The organism is Amycolatopsis albidoflavus (genome assembly GCF_039525725.1).
Taxonomy (GTDB): domain Bacteria; phylum Actinomycetota; class Actinomycetes; order Mycobacteriales; family Pseudonocardiaceae; genus Amycolatopsis; species Amycolatopsis albidoflava.
In genome coordinates this window covers 236,029-260,331 of record NZ_BAAAHV010000015.1, presented here as the reverse complement: position 1 = coordinate 260,331, position 24,303 = coordinate 236,029, and the positions used below count along the sequence as shown (strand labels likewise).

1 protein-coding gene (only partly in view) is annotated in these 24,303 nt (G+C 67.3%); it reads left to right on the top strand.

All coding sequences use genetic code 11. The annotated features are described in order from the left end of the window. Window positions 1-24,303 carry the 3' portion of a hypothetical protein gene (locus tag ABD156_RS25745; protein ID WP_344278757.1) on the top strand. It extends 19,233 nt beyond the left edge of the window, so the window shows 24,303 of its 43,536 coding nt (coding positions 19,234-43,536); its start codon lies beyond the left edge, outside the window; the stop codon is at window positions 24,301-24,303.

The following is a 24,303-nucleotide window of genomic DNA, read 5'->3' as shown; positions in this document are numbered from 1 at the left end:
GACGACACTCAACGACGGGTCTCGGTGCATCTGGCAGGCGGCCTCGAGCTGCCGCCCGGTTTGCCGGAGCTGCTCACCGCGATCGTGGAGTTCCGCTCTCACGCGCCTCGCGTTGGACAGGTCACTGTCCCGCTCCGTGTTCGCATTGACGAGGACGGCGAACACGAGTTCACCGTCCCTGCGCTCGCTGCGGCTCTGTTTCGCTGGATGTCTTCGCGTCAGGAGGCCGGGAGCTCACTGACCTTCGACGGCGAAGTGCGAGCGGTCGGCTACGACGTCTCGATCGAATCCGCCGGGCGCCTGGTGCAGGACATGGGGTTCGACGGTACCGGCAATCCAGCGGTGCTGCCCGTTTCCGGTGTTGCCGACCTCGACTTCACCATTGCGTTCGCCGGGGTGCCCCTGGTGGCGAGCGACGATCTGACCGGACCGGACGCGATCCGCGAGTTCTTCGGTCGCGTCGAGCGCATGGCCCGGTTGCTCGAAGCGCAACTCGGCGGCGAGGACGACGTGGCGCGGGTCGAACTGCGCGGACAATACGACGGCGAGACCGCCAACGACGTGACCGCGGGTTTGGCGCGGTTGCTGGCCCGCGGTGTGCCAGTCATTCCCGATCTGGCGTTCGTGCGCGGAGACGGGCCGCCGCGCGCTGTTCTGTGGCTCGTGCCGGATTCGTTCCCCTCCCTGGACGTCGTGCTCGGACACGAGCAAGTGATGACGACCGCCGGGCTCCTTGACGACGGAGAACTGCGGCCCGTCCAAAACCGCTACAGCGTCGCGCTGCCGCTGCAACCGGCACAGCTGATCATCGTCGAGCGAGCGCTGGCGGCCTTCAGCCTCGGCCTCGCAGCGGGGATGCCGGTCGCGGACCTCCCGGCACCGAGGCTGGTCGTGCACGCGCCACCGGAATCGGCCGACGCGGTGACCCGCGACTTCAGCGCGGTCATGCGCGATGTGCTGGAACACCAGTTCGCGCTGCTGCAGCGCGAGGATCTCGACCCCGAACAAGCCGTCCACGGACTTGTTTACGAGTCGGGAGGCTTCGACGGCCAAGTGCGGATGGACTTGGTGTTCGACGCGGACGCGGAGGCCGCGTCTTCAACGGGGGAACTCTCGCTCGAAGGGCCGGTTTCGACAGTGGCCGTGCCATTCCGGCGACGGCAATACGGTGTAGACGCACCCGAGACGCAAGCAGCGGTGGACGACCTGCTCGGCCTGGTGGCGATGCACGCCGACCGGTTGCACGGCTTGGGTTTGGCGGAGCCGTTGATGGTCGTCGACGTATTCGCGGCCAGCAACTCTAGGTGGCGGGACGGCGCGGCGCAGCGCACGACTGGCCTTGTCAGTCATCTGACCGAAAGGCTGGGTCGGCTCGTCGACGCCGGTGTGCTGACCGGCGGCGACGTCGCGGTGCGGCCACAGCCGGAGGTACGCCAGCCAAGAGAACGGCAAGGTGCCGCCACCGCGGACCGAGCTTGGTTCCGGCTGCGTGTGCAACACGTTGTGCCTGGACAGTCGGTGATTGCCGCGCCGGGGCCTGAGCTTGCCGCGGTGACGATGGCCGCCGAGGACACCGCGTTGTCCAGCGTGGAGGTTTCGGTGCAGGGTCCCGTTTCCACCGTCGCCGTGCCGTTCCGGCGTACGCAGTACGACCTCGGAGCTCCTGAGACCCGCGCCGCGGCAAACGATCTCCTCACATTGATCGCCGCACACGCTGAACGGTTGCGCGGCTCCGGACTTCCGTCGCCGTTGATGACGGTCGAGGTGTTCGCAGTCAGTAATTCGCGATGGGGGCACGGTGCCGAGCGCCGGTCGTCGAACCTCGCCGGCTACCTGTCGCACGAACTAGAGCAGCTCGTCGGCGAAGGACGGTTGCGAGCGACTGACGTGGTGGTCCGGGCCCAACCACCGATGCGGCAGGGGAGGGAGCGTCGTGGGGAGACTGCGGACCGTGCCTGGCTGAGGTTGCGCGTGCACCGCGTTCCTCCTGCGCAGCGTGCCGTCCTGCCCACGCCTGTCCAGCTGGCGACCGGCGGGCCGCAGCAGGTCGAGGACGACGACGTGCTCGGTGCACTGATCGAGTTCGACTTGCAGCAGTCGTTGTCGGCGGTCGGTGAAGTCCCTGCCGTGGACCTCATAACGCCAGTGAGCCGCGCGCGCGACACGTTTGTCCGGCTGTGGACGGCGACCAGCGACGCCGCCGTCCGTCGGCACCTCAGCACCCAAGTACGGGCATATCTGGACGGTCCGCTCGACGCTCCTTTCACTCCGACGCCGACATCAGCGCCGCTGCTTCAGGAACTGTCGCCGCGTGTGGCAGCTTGGGTGGAAGCTCAAGCGGAGGAAAGGGGGCCGCTCACCTTCACCGTGCGGCCGGCCTTTGGCACAGAGACGCCGCTCGAGCAGGTTCAGCAGGCCGCGACACTCGTCGAGACAATCGTGGCAGGCCGGGGCGCGGTGACGATACGGGAGTTTTCCCGAACCGTTGATCCGGTCGACCAGTACGTGGTCGACGGACGTCCGCCGGCCGTGGAGATCTCAGTAAGCAGCGGCCGCGCGCTGCGTGCGGACGATCAGATTGCGCGACTGCTGGAAAACGCCGGCGATCTGAGCACTCTGATCGTCAACATGGCGCGTCCTGTCCTGACCAGCCAGCCGCGCCGTCCGGTTTTCGAAACGTCCGTCCGGGAAGCCGACACGGAACGGGTCGTGGATCGCGTGGGTTCGCTGATCGAGGAGCTTGCCGACACCGGGATCCCGCCCGACGAGGTGACGGTGGAGGTCGTCGCACCGGAGAGCAGCGGCCTTGCGGAGACGGTTCGCGAGCGGCTGGACAGTCAGCTGGTCGACTTCGCGCCGGAGATCCTCCGTACGGAGGGAGATACAGCGCTGCGCCTCCACTTGGCGCATGGTGCCTCGGTGACGCCGGTCGAGCACGTCGTGGAGGTGACGCCAGGCGGGTACGCCGGCTTGGATGAGGCCGCCGAAGCGATGGCAGACGCCGTGCGCGAGGGCGGCACGATCAACCTCATTGCGCACGGGGCGGCAGGTGACGTCACGACGCGCCTGGAGTCTTCGCTCATCTCAGCTGTACGCCGACTCTCCGACGGCTCGGCCGTCGAGACGACAGTCGAACAGCGCGACCCGTTAAATCTCCTCGACGTCGATACCCTGCTGGGGCGGGCAACTCCATTGGCTCCGGAACGGACCTTCTTCGTCCGTCATGTACCGGATCCTGTCTCGCGCCGCTTTGGCTGGGAGTTGCCGGGCAACGTGTTCGGCGGCACGGTGGTACTGTCGAACGAGTCCCGAGCGCTGCCTGCCGACGCGGCACACCTCGCGGCAGCGCTCGCGTCGTTTGCGCACCGCGCCGCACGCGGCCCGAGTTCGGTGCGCCTGGTGTTCGCGCCGGTCCTGCCGGCCGGTGCCGAATACGAGCAACGTTGGTCGGACGAGTTCTCCTCCCTCGTCAGCCGCTTCCTGCGTCGCCTGCCAGGCGGGACCGACATCGCTGTCGAACCGGTCGAGCTCGACCCGGCCCGACGCGAGCCGGACTCCGTGCGCGCTGTGCACTTGGTCGAAGCCCTGCTCCGGGCGGATCCTGCCGTTCGCGAGCGGCTGATCAGCCTCGAACGCAGCTGGCACAGTTGGCGCGAGGTCGCAGTGGGAAGTTTGGCCCGGATTCTGATCTACAGCAGCCTGTCTCAGGCATATCCGTCGGTTACGTGGCTGCTCAGCGGGCTCGACGCGCTGCTGAGCCTGCTCTGGTCGATGGGGAATCTCCGCGCACTGGTGGACTTCCAGCGCAGCCTGCCCGCGCTGCCGTGGGTGCAGTCCGCGGAGCAGGATCTCTCCGCGACCCTGCTGCACGTCCGGGCGCACGTCGAGCACGACCGGGCCATTCCGACCGGCGGGGTCATGCACCTTCCGCTCTGGCGGCCCGACGTGTTCACCCGGGAACCGGCTTGGCTGAACGAAGCGGCGCGCGCCGCCGAGGAAAACCGCCTGCGTTATGTCTATGGCGTGGACGAGCCATTGCGCGTGGCGGTCGTGCCCGTGGCAGCCGATCCGGTGCCGTCGGACTCCGCGATCGCGAGCATCCGAGCTGTCTTGGCGCGGATGTTCGAAGCGCGCCGGACCGCGGAACCCGCAGTGCATATACACACTCCACTCGGGCGAAATGCTGGCGCGGTCACGCCCACACACGGACTTCCGCACGTCGCGGTGGCTGTCCGCTTCGGACTGGACGCCTTGACCGACGACGAGCTTGCTGTGGTCGCGGACGGGATCGTTTCCGCCTTCAGCCTGACCGAATCGCAGCGTTCCGAGCTGACCCCGGAAGTCGTCGCGAACCTGCGGATGGCGGGTGTGCAGGTCGCGCTCCGGCACGCCGAGAACTATGTGACGGCATGGGACTTCGAGCCTGCCGCGCCTCCGGCCGAGCGGTTGATCAGAGGTATCGCGGAGAGGCTGCATGCCGAGACCGCGTGGGAGCGTGCGGTCCGGGACCACTACGGGTTGCCCCCGTTGCCGATCACGATCGCGCCGGTCGGCCCGCAGAGCCTTCGTGCGGACATCGGGGTCCGGGCGCTGGGTTCCGCACTTGCCCGGCCTGGATGGCGGAACGGCCCGCGTCCGGACGTCGAGGTGGTGACGGGCCGAGTTGCGGCGCCGACCGCGGGATCGGAGGTCATGGCGGCGGGTGACGACCGTTATTCCATCACCGTCCATAATGGACTCAACGTGGCTCGGCAAGCATTCGCGCAGCGGCTTTGGCGGGACGTGCGCGGCCACGGATCGCCGACCGAAGCCGACTTGAGCCGGGTCCTGTCCACCGTGGGAACGCGTGGCGTTGCCGCGGCGATCCGGGCACTGATCGGTTCTGGGCGCGGAAATCGGCCCCCTCAGGGCGACCTGCTCGCACTCTTGCGCCACGAGGTCAGCGGTGATCCGCTGTCGCCCCGGTTGCGCCCTGTGGCCGACGTGTCGGCGAACGTGCGACGGTTCGATCCGGCTGACGTCACCACGCCGGAGATGGCGTTCCTGCGCGACTTTGCCGGCCTTGTCGCGCGGACCGTCAGTCAGTCGCGACTCCGTGCCGGCGGCGATCAGCCAGCCGTGCTGCTGCAGATCACCGCGCGACAGGAGCTGATCGACTTCCTCGGTACCGTGCTCGGCCCGCTCGTGGACTTGCCACGGCCGCTCGCGCCGCCGGCACCTGCGGTGGCGGAGTACTTCCGCCGCGCGCTCGAACCGGCCTCCGGGCTTTCCGCAGCGCTGGTCCTGCACGGCAACCCGACTCAATCTGCTGACGTGCACGCCATCTTGAGCGTGCCCGCACAGGCGATCGGGGCTGGAGACCGCGGCCAGCTCCGACCGGGCACGAGCGACCGGTCGGCGTGGCATGGCGTCAGCGGCCCGCACTGGCGAGAGGGTCTGTCCGAATTCGTGCACTCGCTGGCACCGCTGGTCGCGCAGCCGTGGCGCGGATACCACCAGGTCGAATACACGGCGCACGACATTACGGAAGGGCACGCTCGCGCGGTGCTCGGCGAACTGGTCGACGGGATGCGCACGAGCATGGCGCGCCTTGGCCCGATGGCGTTCGGCGGCGAGGTACTGCTCCGTCCACGCGCGGTCATTCCGCCGCTGCGCCGGCTCGACATCAGCGAGCGGTTCAACGCTCCGGCACCGCTTGTCATCGGGCGAGGGATGACCCTCGTCCACACCGAACCGCTGGCACCGTGGCGCTCGGACCGGTTCAAGATTGATCTCAACGAGCTGGGCCGGGCCCACCAAGCGGCGCAGTGGGCGGCGGCACACCTTCAGGCTGACGGTTCAGCCGCCTTCGCGGTTCTGCACCATCCGAGCCGCGAGGCCGAGGCGCGGGAGGTGCGGAACGCGATCTCGTCGACCGGTGCCAGGGTGGCGCTGCGACCGACTGAAAACCTGGTGGAGTTCCGGGACGGCGAGGAATTGCACACCCTCTTCGCCGACCAAGTGATTCACGTCGAGGTGGGCACCGGTACTGATCCGGTTCACCAGCCGGTGGTGAACATGGCGTCTGTCCCGCGCCGCGTTTTCGTCTCCGATCACGAAGCGTCGGAGCTTCCGGAGATGGCAGACGGGGTCAGCGCCTTGATGGAGGAGTTCGCCGCGGCCGGGGTCCCGGCAACTGACGTGACGGTCGGGATCCACGTCGACTCGGCAGAACTCGCTGACGCCTTCGCCGAACGCCTTCGGCGGCACCTGCGGGCGGATCGTGCACCTCGAGTGATTCGGATGATCCGCGATGGAGCCAAGACACAGCTCACCGTCGACCTAGCGAACCACGTTCGCATCGGCGATTCGCCGTTCGCCGGGCACCTCGTCCAGACCGACGCCGAACTGCGTGCCGCCGTGCAAGCCGTGGCCGACGCGATGTGGCGGGGCGACGTGCACGGACCAGGCCAGGGCAGCGTGGTTATCACGTCTTTCGGGGATGACGCTGGTGCGCGGTTCGTCTCAGCGCTCAGCGAGGTGTCTGACCGGTTCGAGCGGGAAGACATCATTGTTCGCGTCGAGCCTGCGAGGCCGCTGACTCTCCTCGACGCGTCCGTGCTCTTGAATGCCTTGGCACCGATCGACCCGGCTCGCGCTTTCGCGGTCCGCCATGAGCCGGCGTCGCCATCGCCGGGTCCGCTTGGCCGGACCGAGAATGGTGTTTTCTCCGCCGCGCTCGCGGAGTCCTCCAGTGTGCGGGCCGTCGCCCGCGAGCTGGCAACCTTTGTGCACGGCCGGATTACCGCTGCTCCCAACACCTTGCGGCTTCTGTTCACGCTGAACGTACCGCACGGCGCCGACTATGAGCGGGGGTTCGTGACCCGGTTCACGCGCGCTGTTTCGCAGTTCCTGCGAGACCTGCCCGCGACCGCGGACGTCGTAGTGGAAACGATGCAGCTCACGCTCTCACACAACGACCAGGAAGCGAACTCTGTGCACGTGCATGCCCATGTCGAATCCGCATCGCTGCCGATTCGCTTGGAAGAGCTGCACCTGCCGACGTCGCCGGCCGGAGACTTGTCGCCAGTGCTCGGCGAACTGCACCGGTTCACCGCCGTGGCCCCGGAGATCCACCTGCGCGCGATGAACGGGCTCCCGCCGCTGCGGCTCGACGTTCAGGCTTCGTCTCCGGACGAACGCGCCATCAGTACTCTGGAGACCTTGCTGCGCCAGCGCATCGGCGGTCAATCCGCCGTCGACCTGCGGATTGCAATCGGACTTGAGCCGCTGCTGACGATCACGCCTCGCCTCGGCGTCGAGCACGCCGATCCCGCCCAACTCGAGGCCACTGCCGACGCGATCATCGCGAACAACCCGGTTCCCGAATCTGAAGAGGCGGCGTTCCGCGATGCCGTAGCGGCGGAACTCGGCCAGTCCGGGGTGCACAACGCCGGCGTCTACGCCCGGACGACGAGCGAAGCGCTGCAGCGCATCCACAACAACCTGACCGAGGTGCAGCGGCGGGAGGTTCAGCGGATCGCGAAGAGCCTGAAGGAGGACCTTCACGAAGAGATGACAGTCCGCGCGCACTATGGGCTCGAACCGCCGTCCGTCAATGTGGCGGCCCCGAACGGAGGCACTCTCGACAGTGCACACAAGGCGGCCGACATCCTCCGCTGGGCGCTCCGCGGCCCGATTGTGGACGTGCGTTCCCAGGAGACCGGCAACTCGCGGGCGCGAACATATGTAGTCGAAATCGGCGACACCAGGGTCACGGCGAACGCTGATCCTGGCATCGTCGTCCCGCCAGAACTGGTCGAGCGGCTTTGGCAGGAAATTCGGGGTACGGCCCCGCGCCCTCGCGACGCAGCACGCGCGACGAGGATGCTGCGGGCAAACGGGGTGGCCGCGACTCTCCGCTGGATTCTGCGGCGCGGTCCGCGCAGCGACGCGATCTTCGCGACGCTGCGCTCGGAACTGGGCGAGAAGTCCCCGCGGCGAGGTCTGCGGCCGGTCATCGAGGTGACGTTGGGAACGGCGGGCTTCGATCCCGGCTACCCGCAGTCGATGCGGCCGCTGCGGAACCTGATCGACCAGGTGGTCGCGGTGACCGCGGAAGCACGTGACCGGATGGGCGGTAGCGGTGCTGCGGCTACGTTGCGCGTTGTCGCTCCGCCGGACGTGATCGACCTGCTCGGCGCGGCGCTGGCACCGCTGCTCGACCTCGGGCACCGCCCGGCGTCGCTCTCCGGTTCTGCGGGGCGCTACTTCGACCTGGGCGCGCTGGTCGACGGACTGGACCGAGCGTTGGAGTTGCACGGATTTCCCCGGGACGAACCCGTTCTCCAGGCGACGGTGTTCGTTCGTGGAACAGCGAGGGCAAACCCGGTTCGTCACCGGTCTCACGCACTGCATGGCGTGGCGGTAGGTCTGCGGGACTGGCAGCAGCGGCTGGCGGAGTTCGTGAACTCGCTCGTGCCGCTGGTGCCCGAACGGGGCCGGAGTCGGCGGCTGGTCGAACTTCTCGCCCTCGGTGATGTCGCGGAGACGGTACCGGAGGTGCGAGCGGAGTTTCTAGCAGTCCTGCGCGAAGCGATGAGGCGGCTCGGGCCGATAGAAATGGGCGGCGAGGTGCTGTTCCGCTCGGAGCGTTCGCCGCAGGTTTCCCTGGACGGCGTGCGGGTCGGCCAGTACTTCGACGCTGCGGTTCCACTCGTGCTGGCTCCGGGTGTTGTCGTGGTGACCCACAGGGACCTGGCGCAGGAGCCGCCATCCGACCGATTCAAGATCGACCTGGACCGGCCGTCGTCGCCGGAAGCGCTTATGGCATGGGTCCGTGACCAGATGCGCGAGGCCGGTGGGCCGCTGGAGTTCATCGTGCTGCACACCGCCGTGAACGTCGGCCGAGCGCGTGCCGTCTACGACACAGTCGTCGCCGGAGTGAACGCAGACGGGATACCGGCGGAGACGACGTTGGCGCGCATACAGGAGGTGACCGACCTCGTCGAGGATCTCAGCGGCGAGCAACTGCACACGGTTTTCCCGGGCCAGGTCATCCACGTCGCCGCCGAACCGCTCGCGGTAACGGTGGGGGAGGTCCTCGGAGGGGCGGACGACGACGCGCCGTGGGTGGAGAGCGTTGGCAGGCAGTTGGAGCTGATCGCGGGCGGGGTTCCCGCCGAAGAGGGACAGGTCGCGGTGTTCGCACGGATTCCGTTGCCGCCTGACGGCCAGTGGGATCCGGTTGTCACGGCTCGCGGAGGCCTCGTCAATGCTGCGGTGCGCGCGTCCGACATCGCGAACTGGTGGCAGCCCGGTCAGCTGGTGGTGCGGCTTCTGGTGCCCGCAGACCAGATCTCGCCTGACGGAGTCATCGGGCTGGTGCCGAGCGAGCGCTCGCACCGAGTGCTCGGCGCCTACCGACTGATCAACGACGGCCATGTGGCGGAGGTGCCGGTCCCGGAAAGCGCGGAGCTGACGATCCGGAGCCGCTCGTTGACTCCCGACGAGCTCGCGCTGCTTCGCCAGACGTGGGAGAACAGCACAGACCCGGCCCGCGACCGCGACTTCTCCGCGGTGCTGCGCCGGGCCGCCGACGAGATCGTCCGTCGGCCGAACGTCGCCCTTTCGGACCTTCTCGCGGCACACCCAGAAATCCTTACCCCGCGGGCACTGGGCGGGGCTTCCTCGTACGGCGGCTTGTCAGTCGTCATGGAGGGGAGTGAATCGAGCGCGGACATGCGTGCCCCCGCCAGCAGGCTGTCGCTTGAAGGCGCCGGTGAACCGATCGGCGGCGAGCTGCTGGCTCAGGGGCACGTCGACGGCGAACTCAGCTACCTCGGCCGCATTCCATTGCACAAGGGCGAGGCAGCTGAAGCGCTGCGCGCGCTGCTCACCTCCGACGTGCCAAAGAAACACGCCGGTCCGCTCAATGCCGTGGCGAACGAGTTGATCGCGCGCTTCGGCGTCCGGCCGGCGCTGCTCAAGCTCACGCAAGGCGTCGATACGACGGTCGACGGCGTGGCAGTGCGCGTCCGACTGCGCGTCGGCCGCCCGCGGCGCGCGGACCGCACGCATGCCGCGGACCCTGCGGTCTACAACACCCAGGCGATGACGTCGGTGGTGACTGCGAGGTCCACCTCAGCCACGCGGGCGACGAACGTCGCGGTGAACGCGCTCGGGCTGCTGTCCCTCGCGGCTGGCCAGGCGCTCGTGCTGCCCGCGCTCACCGTCGAATCGGGTCAGGCGCGGGAAATCGGGCACACTCGCGTCGCATTTATCGTGAACGCGATCGCGGCTGGTCAGGGGCTGCAACGCGAGCAGGTCCTGGTCGATGTGCGCCGAACCTACGCGATCGGTGGCGAGCAGGTGGAGGACGACCAGGCCCTGGCAACGGTGCTCGGCGTCCAGAAAGCCGAGGTGCGGCCAGCAGAAGGAGGCCTGCCTCGCCCGGTGGTAGACGTGCGCGCGATCGGCGAGGTGCCGTTGAGCGGGGCCGATGTGACGCGGCTCGACGTCGCGCGCGCGGCATTGATCGAGTCGTTGCGACCGTACGCCACCGATTCCGACCTAGCCGCTAAATCGGGACTCGTCGACGCCGCAGAACGGCTTTACGATCCGCAACTGCTTCCTCACGAGGTAAAGAGGCTTTTGCTGAACGGATTTGTAAGCCTGCCGTTCACGATCGGCCGCGACGGCGCACGGCACACCGTCTCGCTGGGTTTGCGGTACGTCCCTGACCTGGTTGTCCGGCTGCCTGGCGTTCGTACGTTGCCTCGCAACCAGATGCACTTCACCGGCTTGGTCAGCGATCAGAATTACGCCGTGTCCGACCGCGGCAAGATCAGCGCGGGCGTGGACGGTCTGGGCACGGCGCACCAGTCCGCCAACGGCACACAGGTATTGATGGTCAGCGGCGGGGCGAAAATCGGCGTCGAGACTCAGCACCAGCTGCGCAGGGCCGGCCGGCGGCACGAGCAAACCACCATCGATCGGACCACGCCGCCTGCCGACATGGTCCGGTTCCGCTTCTTCGGCTCGCTGGTGTCCGCTCCGCGCGTTCACCTTGTCGGCGGTCAAGGGCCGTACCGGCCGCCCGCGCCCACACGGTCCACAGTGGACGTCGATGTGCCCTCGAGGTACGCGGCCGCATTCGAGGAACTGGTCGCGGGAACGCTGCGTGCGGACAGCGGATGGCTGCGTGAAATTCTGGAGCAGGTGCCGGAACCCGCGGTCCCGAGCGGTCTGTGGACGCCGGAAACGAGCCCGGGAGCGGAAAAGGTCGAACCGGTCGCCTTCGATCTGCTTGACCAGCTCGTGACCCGGCTGGCCGAAAGCGGCACGCGGGTCCCGGTCGAGCACGTCGAAGCGGCGCGGCACCGGATCGCGGGTTTTCTGTCCGTGGACCAGTTCGACGGTTTCACCGACGGCGAGCAAGAGACCCGCAGAGTCCGGTTCGACCTTGCGGGAAAGTCGTACGAGCTCGCTGTAGTCCCCGAAGCGGTCGGCGGGCCGAGGCTTCTCGGGCAGGAGCCGCCGCAGCGGATCGCCTACAACACCGAGATGCGGCGCATTGACACCGTCACAGTCGGCGACGCTCCGAAGCGCGGTTTCGATGTCGACGCATTGGTGCGTTTTCAGCTCGGGGACTGGATTCCGGGACTCCAGTTCGCCGGGGGATTCTGGTCTGGGTTCGGCGGGGGGAATGCGCACCAGCTCACCACCGCGTCCGGCGGTGCTGTCAAGCCGACGCTGGTTGTCAATGCGCCGATGCTGGTGCGCCAGCAGGAAGTCCGGTACTACCTCGGCATCGGACCGGTGGCGGATCCGGTTGCCCAGGTGTGGCCGGTGGTGCGGCGATTCGTCCCTGCCGGCGTCGCCGTTGCTGATCCGGACAGCGTCGTCGTACGGCACCGGCGGCTCGAGCCCAATCTGGAGTTCGAGCCGGGTTCGGAGATCGGGCCGACCGTCGTCCATGTCCTCGATTCGCACGCCGAGCTGGTTGCTCTGGCCGCCGGGCGAACCGGCGTGAAGCTGCCGCCCGGGACCGCGGTTCCGGTACGGGCGACCGGCGCGGCCACGATCGAAGCATTGCTCGACCAGTTGCTCGCTCAGGGCCGCCACGACGTGTCCGGGTGGCGGCCGGTCGCTGAGGGCGTGCGGGTGGTGGAAAGCACCGTGCTGAACGACTTCCCCGAGATTTTCGCGTCGGACCCGCGGCTGCCTGGGCTCTTTGGCGACACCGAGATCGTCCCCGGTGTGCTGCGGCATCGAGGCGAGACCTGGATGCTGGAAGGCACGTTGTACCCAGGCGTTCCGGCCGTCGTGCGGGAAGGCGTCCGGTCCGGGGCGGCGCATACCGCCTACCATGTCCTCCAACACGTGCAGAGCGACGATCTGCACGGCCGATTCGGCTTCACGCTCTCCACGCCCTTCGGCGGATTCGACGGCGGACTGTACGGCCGGTCGGGCGCGAGCAAGGGCATGAACCGTACTTACAAGCAGACCAACACGGTCTTGCGCGACGGGACGCACTTGAAGTACGTCGCCGGCGTCCGCTACCGAGCTACCGCAGTGGTCGCCCAGCACGGCGTGTTCGCGCCCAAGCCGAGCGTGCGCGTGCTCGATGTGTTCGTAGAGAACGGCGTCCAGTACTACATGAGCTACGAGGACGCCGAACGGCTCGGCCTGCCCTTGCCGGCGAGCGTCCGGGAGAGTCACCCGGCGACTGTCGCTCCCGGCCCGCTGGCGGTCCCGTTCGAGGAACTCGGTGCGGTGGAGGTGCGCGTTCCGCCGGATCTCTCCGAACTGCTCGCCGCTGTCTTCGACGACCAACTGGACTACCGGCCGGGCGACTCCGACACCGACGTCTTGACCACCGAGAACCGGAGGGTGCACATCACCAAGCGGTTCGCAGATGCGCGATGGCAAGGCCTGGTGGTCAACGAACGCACTCGGGAGTTGCTCGAGACGCACGGCTTGGCCGCGACCGAGCAGGTACGCGCCCACCGCTACGAGGCTGACGTCGCGTTTGAGGTGACTCCGGTGCTCATCGACCCGAGATCGAAGACGGAACGCCGGTTGCCGACATCGATCGTTCAGGCACCGCGGGCGGCGAAATTCCTGGTGCGCGAACACGTCGCGGAACGGCATGGCCTTCCGGTCCAGTTCGACGCGCCCCGGTACCTGCCGGTTGGATTCGGTGCCACCTTGCCTGCCTCCGTCGACATCACTCTGGACGACGCTGGCCCGCTGCACGAAACGATCTATCGTGTCTTGGAGAAGCACGCTCCGGCCTACCTCCGCTCATATGTCGAGAACGCTGTTCTCGATGGGCCAGTCGGGCTGGTGCGAAACAGGTTCAGCCCGGGAACCCACGATGTCGCGTTGCGGCGGATGGCACACGATCGCTGGGCGCTGCGACTCGTGCGCGAGACACCGAGCGGTCTGCGGGCATTCGAGGTGGTCGTTCGAGCGCGGCCGAATACAGACCGGTACTTCTTCCGCGGCGCGGACCGGGGTGCGACGTCGGCCGACAGCCGGCGGATCAACAATCAGACGACGGCGAGCCGGGAGAAAGGCGGCACGGTGGCCGGGTCGGCCTCGATCGGGTACGCGGTGGCGGCACCCGATGCGACCGCGGCCTACAGCCAGAGCGCGGCAGTCGGCCCCGCGGCCGGAGTATCCGCATCGGCGACCTCGGTCACCGGCGTCAAGGTAGTCAGCTCCGACCGCTTCACGGATTCGGTCGAACACGAGCCAGGAAACGCCTCGTATGTGGTGGACGTGACGTTCGAACTGTCCGCGGCCGAGACGTGGCGTCTGCCGAATCTCGCCGACCAGCTGACGGCCGGGCTGGTCGCGCCGTTCGTCGAGCCAGGACAGCACGCCAGACGGATCGCCCTCGATCCCGAAGATCGCGTGGTGACCAGCACCGCCCGCGTCACCGCACCGCTCAGCGAAACCCCCGCGGCCCAGCCGGCCAGAGCGTTCCCGCCGGTCGTGCCAGGAGAGTGGACCTCGGCTGCGGCCTGGTCGCAACCGGACGACAGCATTGACCTGACGAACGTCCGGCTGGCCGATGTCGATCTGACGCCGTCGGCCCGCCACATCGCGCCTGTGCTGCGCGACTTAATGATCCGCACGCCGAATCCTCAGACCCGCGAACCCGACGAAACAGTGCGCAAGGTATTCGGGCCGGCGACGGTAGGCGAGGACGCGTTGTGGGCCAAGGTCGGCCCGATGCTGTTGCCCGGCCTGGTGAAAACGATCTATTCAGGCCGAGATGAGGACGCGCTGCACGACGTCGTCGCGCTCGATGACGGCCCATGGATGACCGACGAGTTCCGAGCACGTGTGCTCGGTCGCCTGAGCGGGCTGAAGCTGGTCGATTGGTCGGCCGCAGCGACCGCGCACGGCCCGCAACGAGTGCACGAGACAGTCCGGCTCAACGTGCGGGACAAGGGGGCCAATGCCACTACTGGGGTGATCGCCCGGGGACCGATCACTCCGGCGAATGGCCTGCGCGCGGAGTTGGACCGCGGCGTGGGGACTGGCGGCGCGCGTTCCGACGCGCAGGACCTATGGGTAGGCGCGTTCGAGAGTTTCGCGCCAGGCACTCCGAACCGGACGGCGGGCGACCCCGTCGCCGGTGATCCGGTGTTCGTCGCTGACTTGCGGTTGCTGCTGACTGCCCATCGGGAGCGGCACAACGTTGTCTATCGGCAAGGCATGAAGATCGTCAACGCGATCAGCCGTGCATTCGGCGGCAAAGGCGATGCGCCGACCCGGATCATCGGCGATTCGCTGTCGCGTGAGGTGGACCTGCCGGGAGCCATCCGATTCACTGTGCCGCGAGCCGCAGCTGTCGAATCCGGACTCATCGCCCCGAGCGGCGCGCTCGGGCCTCGGCTCGCCCCGGGCAAAGCGCCGAAACCACCGACTCGTCCGCCAGCTCGCGTCTATGCGGATGTCTCGGAGACGACGACCGCGGTGCCGACGCCGTCGAACACCCGGCCTGCCTCGCCCCGGCTTGACCAGTCCGAAATCACCCTGGGCCCGACGTCGGGTGCCGATGGCCGTTGGGCGAGCGCGGTTGTGGTCCCGCAGGACCAACCTGCCGTACTCGGGTGGGAATCATTCGACTTCGGCGACGGCCCGGATCTCAGCCTGGCGCTGCCGGGCGAACACGGCGAGGCAGAGCCGCAGGACACCACGCAGCCGGAGGTGACGCCCGAGTACGTGGCACCGGTGGTTTTGGGTGTTGACACCGGATCCGGCGAGATCGACCTGCGCTCGCCGGATCTGGACCGTTTCGCCGACGATGTCGTGCGGCTGCTCGTCCATCGCGGACCCGAGCCGGAGCATCGGCTCCGCGTCGAATTCACCGGCGTCAGCAACGGGCACCGGTTCGTGCGTGCGCGTCGTGCGTTCCGGCGGGCGGAACAGGCACGGGACCGGTTCGTGGACCTCATGTGGGATCGGCTGGCTGAGCAGGGCAGTCTCGATCTTTTCCGCGGTTTCGAAGTCGAAGTCTTCGACGGCGGGCGCACACTGCCGGACTTGCCCGTCACCGACGTCGAAAGGCCGAAAGCCGTCGGAGTAGTGCGTTCCGACGGCATGAGGCTCCCGGCTGAGGACTCGCCGACTGCGGCGGACGCGGTGCTCGACGGAATCGACGACGCGATGAGCTCGCCGTTGGCGCGGTTGAAGACTCCAGCGGTGGACGAGGTGCACTATGACCGCACCGGCAGGCCGGTCGCAGCCGTCCTCGACGATGACGTCGTGTGGGAACGGCAGATCGGTGCCGCTGGCGACGACACGCATATCGTGTTGGCCCATCGCGACGTCGACGGCAGGTTCCCTGCGCAGCTCAGGTTGGACAGCGGCGGTCAGATCACCCACCTCCGCTATGACGACGGCAGCGAACGCCCGTACGCGGTGGCGGTCGAGGGCAGGACAGACCACACCGTGGTGCTGAATCCCGAGCGACGTGCCTTCACCCGTCTCCAGGGCGGTTTCCAGGCACCGATGTCTGATTTCACCCCGGCAGAGCTGGCGAAGATTTACCATCTGCGCAAGGACCAGTTGCTGGGCAACGCCGAAATCCTCGAACACTTCCCTGGCGTCCGGGCGCTGCCGCGGATGACCGCCAACCTTCTGCAGTCAGACGAGAATCAAGTGTTGCCGGGGTATCTGCATCCGAACGTCGTGGCCAACCGGGCGATGCACCTGCGTGCGCGCGGCGCCTTTGCGAACGCGCTCGGCCTCCGGCCCGGCCAGGAGATCCACCAGAGAACGTGGGCGAGACTGGTGCGCAACCAAAGCTTCCAAGATCCCGGCTATCAGCGATTGCTTGACCTTAAACGGCACGAACGGACTGAGCACGGCATCGATGCGTGGCTGCGCGAGGTCGAGCGGGCGCGCGGCGAGTTCGTCACCACACTGCGTGCCCTGCGTGCCCAGCATTCGCGCGGGGTCGCTGTGCAGCCGGATCCGACTGCGGCCGGGGAGACGTCACGGGCCGCAGCAGCACGACGGGCGGTACCGGTCGTCGACAGTGGACAGAAGGTCGAGTTCGTCCAGGTCGGCCCGCGCATCGTGTGGGTCTCGCCTGCTGAGCAGCCGGTGTCGGACAGAGAGCTGATGCTGGCACGGCTGAGGATGATGGCTCCGCATCCGGACGCGACGACCGTGCTGCTGGGCACCGATCGGCGGTTGACCGACGCGCAGTTCGGCGGAGTCGCCGAGCGGATCACGAGCGGACGCCTCGCCTCCGACCTGCACGCGGCGGGATGGCGTGGCGGACCGGTCTACGTGCTTGCCTTGGACTCCGCCAAGGTGGGGTGGATCGCCGACCTCGTCGCATCCACTCTGAATACCCAGGCTGTGGCGTCGGACACAGGCGACTGGTATTACGAAACGGCCAATCCCGGTTTCCACCGGATCTGGCCAGGGCAACTCGGCCGTGCCGACGGCGCGAAATGGATGCTGCACCGGCGTCCGGGGACAACTCCGTGGTTACGGCTCAACAGTGGCTCGCTGCTGGAACTGGGCGTCGCCGGCGCATACACGGACTGGCGCGCTCGTTGGTCTCGCTTGCGCGAGTCGCGCAGCCGCCTCGTCGAGGAGACAACCTGGGAAGCGGACCGGTACGCGGCCGAAGAACGGCAACGGATCGCCGACACACCATTCGGGCCTCCGTCGGCTGATCACCCGGATTGGCTGCTCCACCAGTTGGGCGAGGCAGTCGCGCAGCACGCAGCCGCCCTGGAGGCCGAGCGCGAACGCGCTGCGCGGCATCCCTCTGGCGACTGGCTGGCTCGCCATATCGAGGACGAGTTCGCCGCGGTGTCTTCGTTCGGCCGGGAGATCAGTCATGAGGTGGCGGTTCGACAGCGGCGGAACCTGAACTGGCAGTGGCGGGCGCTGCCGGTCACCGCGATCGTGCCGCAGCTCCCGTCACTCGCTACGCAGCCGGTAGCTGTGCAATCGGCTGGCGAGGGCTTCGTCGTAGAAAAGGTCGGACAGACACTGTGGATTCGCAACTCGGACTCTTCTCGGCCGTGGCAGGAGGCGCAGCTGCGCTCGTATCTGCGCGACCTGGCCCCTGCGGGACGCGAGGTCATCGTCCTGGGCAGCAGCGGCCAGCCCCTGGCGTCCGACGTGCTGACGCGTTTGGCGCGGTTGCCACGAGAGTTGGTCGGCCGGATGCTCGGCGACTCAGGCGGGCTTCCCTCGGTCGTGCTGCCCATGGGAGATCTTGCCGTCGACGGGTCCTCCGTTCTTCGTCTGCTGTCGCAACATCGGGAGTGGATTTACCTGCCACGCGACGGAAAATGGGAGCTCGATGCGCGAAGTTCCGACTTCAGCGGAGTACGTCCGGTCAACGGCAGTCGCTGGCTCCACGTGCGCCGGGACGGCAGCACCCCGCTGATGCACAGCGTGGACGGCAGGCTGCTCGACCCGCCCGCCGCGATCGGGGACTTCTGGCGGCAGGCGTGGGACCGGATCGAAACTATTGCGCGCAAGCGGGCGGCCAACGCGGCGAACGCCGCGGACGAGACTGCCTATGCGGAGTTGACGGATCGCGTCACTCGACCGGTGATTCGATTCGACGACCTCGCCGACGACCATCTGGCCCGACTCCGCGGAGTGCTCGACGACGATCGCGAAACGGCCGGGGCAGCGGGCGACGTCCCCATGTGGCTCCGCGAAGTCCTTATACAACGGGTAGCGGCGGGGACGACGCAGATCGACCTGATCGACTCTGTGCTCGCTGAGCGTGATCCGTTGTGGCGGCCGAGCGCAGCGGGCACGGGTGCGGCCAACCATGCGACGCTGAGTTCCGCCTACCCGGCAGTGGCACACGTGTACCTGGACCCGGACGAGATGGGAATCTCGTCGGACTACCGCGACTTCATCGCTTCGTTGGCCGAGGAGATCCGCCTGCGCAAGGAGTTCCAGTACGTGGTGTCCGCCGACCTGCCCGCCGTCGAGCTGACGGCGACCTGGAATAGCGCCACTCGGGAACAGCGAGACCTGGCAGTCGCGAACATCGAGAATCTGGTACGAGATCAGCTCGGCGACACCGGCACTGCGATTCCATTCGAGTTCGCCGTCAACCATCATTCGACGGGGCGTAGGGATATTCATCTCGGTGCCGACTTCCGCCTGCGTACCGACGACCATGTCCTCCGAGAGATTTCAGCGAACCTGAACGCTCGTCTGAACCCGCGTGCCGCGTCGGAGGCAGCAGACGAGGATCTCCGGCGGGTCGCGGCGGCGGCCGCTCAGCACGGTATCCGCGGCGGACTGCATGTCGCTCGTCAGCTTGGGGATGCCCGGGGGGCCTTGCCGGACGCAGCCGTCGGTCAGGCTGATCTCGCCGAGCAGGTGCAGGACGGCGAGTCGTCGACCGCCGCGGTCACACCTCACTCGGTGCCCGGCCCGTCCGCGTCTTGGTTCAGAGCCCTTGGACTCGACCCAGCGCAGCGTTTGCTCGACGGATTGAACCGCGTCGCGAGGCCACTGAAGCTCCACGACGATCCGTCGCTGCGCAAACTCGGCCCGGACGTCTTCGGCCTCCTCGAACCGCCGCCGGCACCTGAATTCCTGCGCGACTATCCCTGGGGCGAACTGACCGCGGACAAGTGGGCCGGCTTCCTGCATCGGATGGACATCCGGCGGCCAGTACCAACACGTGACGAGATCTTGCCTGCGGCGTTGGCTTCCGGCCCGGTCGTCTCGTACGAACGCACGCGCGCGACGGCCTTCGAAATCGGATGGAGTTCCAAGGGGTTGCCCGCCTTGCCCTCGGTCCTTGAAATTCCGCTCGTCATCAACCGCATCTGGTTCCGCCATGCCTTGCCTGCTGCGGGGCCCGGTGCGATTGCGTGGCAAAACATTGCTCGCACGCACGAGCTTTACGACGAATTCGCCCAGGTTCTGTGGACGACTGTTTCTCGAGAGGACGTGGTAAATGCGGAGGCAGACGACGATCGGTACGCCGACTTGCGAGAGATGCTGGCGAAAGCAGAACAGCTTCAGCTCACGCTGGTCAATCCTTTCGAAGTCTTCAACACCGCGCTCACTCCGGAATTCCTGTCCGAATGGAATCAGCTCGTCCCGCGCAAGCTCGCATCGGCAAGCGACCATCTCCGGATCAAACTGCCGGGCGTCTACAGCGATCTCGACAACGAGATCGGGCCTGGACTGGTCGAGGACCTGGTGATCACCGCCGAAGATCACGGTGGAATCGCCTATTACGGCGGCACCAACGCAGCGCACATCATGGCTTTCGGACACCCCGCGGCGGATCTGGTCGCCGCTAGGGTGCGGGGCCGCTACGAGCTGTCCCGCGGCGAACTCAGGCGCTACGCCGACGAGATGTTTCCCGGCACGACTCATCGCTATTCCACGAGCCTCCGCGCCCGGCCGCGACGATTCGCGATGTCCGGGCCGTCCGCCCGCCAGCCGGGTTCGATCACGATCGGGCACACGAACTCGTGGGTTCCAGGCGGTGCCGCGGAGGCGGGGCTGCCTGCCCAGGACGCCGCGTGGGCGATGCGCGGCGAGGCGGAATTGACCGAACTGGCGAAGCGCGTCGTGGCCATGCTGATTCGCGGCATCAGCAACCTGGACGGCACGCTCGACCTCGTCCAAGCGAGCGAAGCGATGCGCGGACTGCAACCTGAAGTGGCTCAAGCGGTGCTGACCGCGGCGATGCGCTTTCTGGCAGAACGTCCGCAACTGAGCTCCCTCGTGACGGCCGTGCATCTCAACTCCGTGTGGAGGCGGGAACCGCTCGTGGTGCCGGACGAAATCGCGGCGACGATTAACATCGACCACGATCGGGCGTTGTGGACTGACGACGGCTACCTGCAGGCACCGGCCGCGTTTGACGGCGGGGTGGCTTTGCTGCCAACCCATGAGAGGCTGCTGCTGTCGACTGTGGTCGAGCGTGTATGGGTGGGAGACCAGCTCACGGCCGATGCCCGAAACCGGTTGGACGACCTTGCCCCGTTGATCGCAGAGCTGGCCGGCTCCGCTGAACTGACCGTCGTCGCCCGGGTTTCGCCCGCGATGGGCTGGCACGCGGGGCAGCTCGTCGACCACCTCGTGCGTGCGCTCGCGGGCCGGGTCAATGCCAGCCGGGTCAGTTTCAAGACGGCTCATGACGGTGCCGGAACGCCCGCCTCCGCCAAGATCGAGGTTCGTCTGCGAATATCGCGGACTCCGTACTTGGCCGCGTTCGCCCACCTTCTCGACATTGAGGCAAATCATCGGGCAGCCTTCAACGCGGTGCTCGAGCAACAGGGCCGGCCTGAACGCCTGCCGATGCCGACTGTAGTGGCCGGCCCGCACGGCCAGGTGCGTGCGTTCGCCGACGCGGTCGCCGCTCGGCTGCCGATGGTGCAGGTCCGGTGGGTACCAGGTTCGTCAAGGGCGGTGCCCGACTTCTCGCTGCGGTCGGTTGAACCCTCGCTGCTGGACTTCGTCGCCTCCGGGATCAGTACCCGATTCAATCCCTACCCAGCCGACCTGCCGGAGGGGGACCGCGCGAGACGGGACGCGGAATTTAGTGCGGTGCGCCAGGCGTTGTCCGACGGCGGCTACCGGGCAGCCGAGGTGCTCGCCACGAGGTTCGGCAAAGAGCGCGGAGCCACGCCGCGTACGCAGCAGGCGGGAGGGATCGCGACAGTGCCCTCAGACGTTAGGCGATGGTCCGATCGGTGGATTGAAGGACAGAGCCGGCCGACGAGCCTGGACCACGCTATGACCGCTCAACTGCAGCAAGGTACACATCTTGCGTTTCTCGAACGCGAGGCGAGCCAGCCAAACTATGTTGCCGCAGCGCTCTTGGCAGATCGATTGCTCGCGACCGACCACGAGATGGTTAGCAGGGTGGCGGCGTGGGTGGTGACGTCGGGCGTGGACTACGCCGACGAGATGCTCAGCTGGGTTGCTGCTTCCGCGAACCACATCGTTGGCGAATATGGCCTGGCTGATGCTTTCGGTGCCGTCGCGCGGGCAGTGCTGCTCGAAGATGTGGATGCCGGGTACCGGGCGGCTGCTGAGATCGGCCAGACCGCAGGTGCCGAGTACCCGTACTACTCGGAAGGTGATCGCGCGGCGGAGGCGTTCGCCGACGTGGAGGCCTATCTGGAGGGCCTGGACGATCCTTTTGAGTCTCCCATCTCATTTGGTTCGGACGACACCGAATCATTGGCTCCTTCGCAACCCTTGTTCCAGGACGACCGTCGAAGTGCCGAAATGCGACTGAGCCCCTACGCCGATATCACGGTCGTCCAGTCGACGTCCGAGGGACTCGTGGACAACTCGTTGGCCGTAGTCGATGAACACGCGTTCGCCGAGTGGCTGGCCGACGGAGAGTGGGAGCGCGGCCCGCTGCAGGTGCTGCCGGAGGGTCTGATGTCCGAGGCAACGGCCGAGACGCTTGCCCGGTTCGCGGCGGCCAAGGCGGTTCCGGTGGCGTTTCCGCCGATCGGGGCGGACTGGACGGTGCACCCGGACTTCGGCGACCCGGTCGTGACCGGAACCGCGCGCTGGAGGGAAACCGGGCAAGGCGTGTTCGGCACGACTGACTGGACCGGCCGTTGGGTTCCGTCGGACCGGGTCGTGTCGGCCGTGGTGAACGATGTGTTCCTGGTGCTGCACAACGATCCCGCGCTGATGGCCGAGCAGATCCGGGAAGCGCGTTCGCTCGACATGAGCGAACATGGACGGCTGGTGGTTGTGATACTGCCCGTCGCGGACGGCCGATTCGTGCCGCGCCTGCCCAGCGGTGACGTTAGTTTCGACCCACAGCACTTCCCTGTCGAGGCATTGAAGGATCTGATCGAGGAACGCACTGCCCCAGGAGAGCGCCCCAGCTTGGCTGTGCACGTTCACGGGTGGACGGCACAGGCTGAGAAGCTGAGGACGATCGGAGACTGGATGGGTGATGGGCTGCCCGATTCCTGGCTGCAGTTGGCCGCGCCTGGCACCCGAAGTTTCGTGGACTCACGAGGGCGCCTTCAGGTGCGACAGGACGACGGCAATCCTTCGGAGTGGGCACTCAGCAGGAGCAGCAAGGGACCTCGTGACGCGTTCTCCGTGGAGTTAGCGATTCGTCCGGACGCCGCGGACCCGTTCGGTGTTCAGCACCGAGGGGCGCTGACAGCCATTGCCTGGAAGCTGATCAACGCGCTGCGGACCAATCGTGCTCTGGGCCTGGACGCGCCGCAGACGGCGGTGCACGGTCCTTTGGCAGAGAAAGTGCGGGACGCGATCGACGACGCCCTGCGAGCTGTGTTGGGGCCGGAAGCGACCCCGCTTTCTTCCGAACTGCTCGCGATACCGATCCCGGCAGCGTGGCAAGATGTGATTCGGACGACCGACACCCTGCTCGCCGCAGAACTTGGCCTTGTCTCGGCGACCAGCGAGACGATCGTCGCCGTCAACTGGCGGCCGATGCTGCCGATCCATGCCGGGCGCGACGTTCCGGCGGAGGTCAAGGGGGCCGACCCCACGGTGCAAGCCCTGCTGACGGCAGCGGTGTCAGGCGGCAAAATCAACCCGGCAGAATTCCATTTGCTGGACCGAATTGCAGAGGACCTGACAGCTCAATTCTCCGACCGCCCGATCGTCGTCACCATCGAACATCAACATCTGGAAAGCGCCAGATACGCACGAGACATCCTGGTGTTGCGCACGTGGCGGCATCTGCTGAATGTCGCGAAACAGAACGGAGCCGCTCATCCGGACCGGACGGCTGTCGACCGGGTGATGAATGCTCTCGCGGTGCAGCGCGACGATCTGGGCGACTACGTTCGAATCCGATTCGGACAGCGCGCGGGCGAGGCCCGACGCCTCGCAGGCGAGGACGTCCGGAGCGTAGTGCGCACCGCGGACGGCAACACGGCGATCATCATCGCAGCTGCGGACGAACTTCGGCGTGTGAAGGACCTCATGCTGCGGAACACCACAGCACCTGATGCGCGATATGTCGTCACCACGACAGCGCGCCTCATCATCGGCACCGAAGCCGTGCCATGGCGTGGTCCAGTCGTCTACGTGGTAGTGCACGGCCAGCCGGATCATGTCGTAATTGCGGCGGCCGACGGCCGGCAAGGAAGGACGACGGTCGATCATCTCGCAGAACTCGTAGGCCCTTCCGTGCGTGCACTGCATCGGTCGCATCCGGACCTCAACGTCGTCCTCATGTGCTGCTACCTCGGTGCCGGCGACCTCGGGGAACAACTTGCCGGGCAGTTGGCCTTGCCGGGCGCGTCCTACTGGGTCACCTCGGCGAAAGCGGTGATCGTTCCCGACGGAACTGTCGGCGTCGAAGGACGGCCCGGCGTGGACCATCGGTGGCGGGCGATCCGGCCGGGTGGCCGTGCAGTGCTTCCTGGTTCGCTGCCCGGAGTGTCACTGCGCCGAGACCCCTACTACCTCAGGCCGATCGCCATCGACCCCGACTGGGACCTGCCTTCGAACATCTTCCTGCTCGACGCCGCACCTGCCGGCAACGACCGCGTGCACGCGAACCTCTGGAACGGCAAGGAATTCGTCGACCGCGCGATCGACGCGGCTGAGACAGCTCGCTTGCTCACCGACGGGGCGCTGCGGGCGCAGGACGGCAGTCGCTGGACTCCGGACAGGCCGCTGGTCCTGCTAGTCGACCATGCCATGCCATTCGCTGAGCAACTTTCGGCGGCCCTCGGCGACGACGCGACGGTTGCCGCGCTCCCGGCTCGCTTCAGCCAGAACGCGAACTCTGGCGAACTGGAGGTGGAGATTGAGCAGGAAGACTAG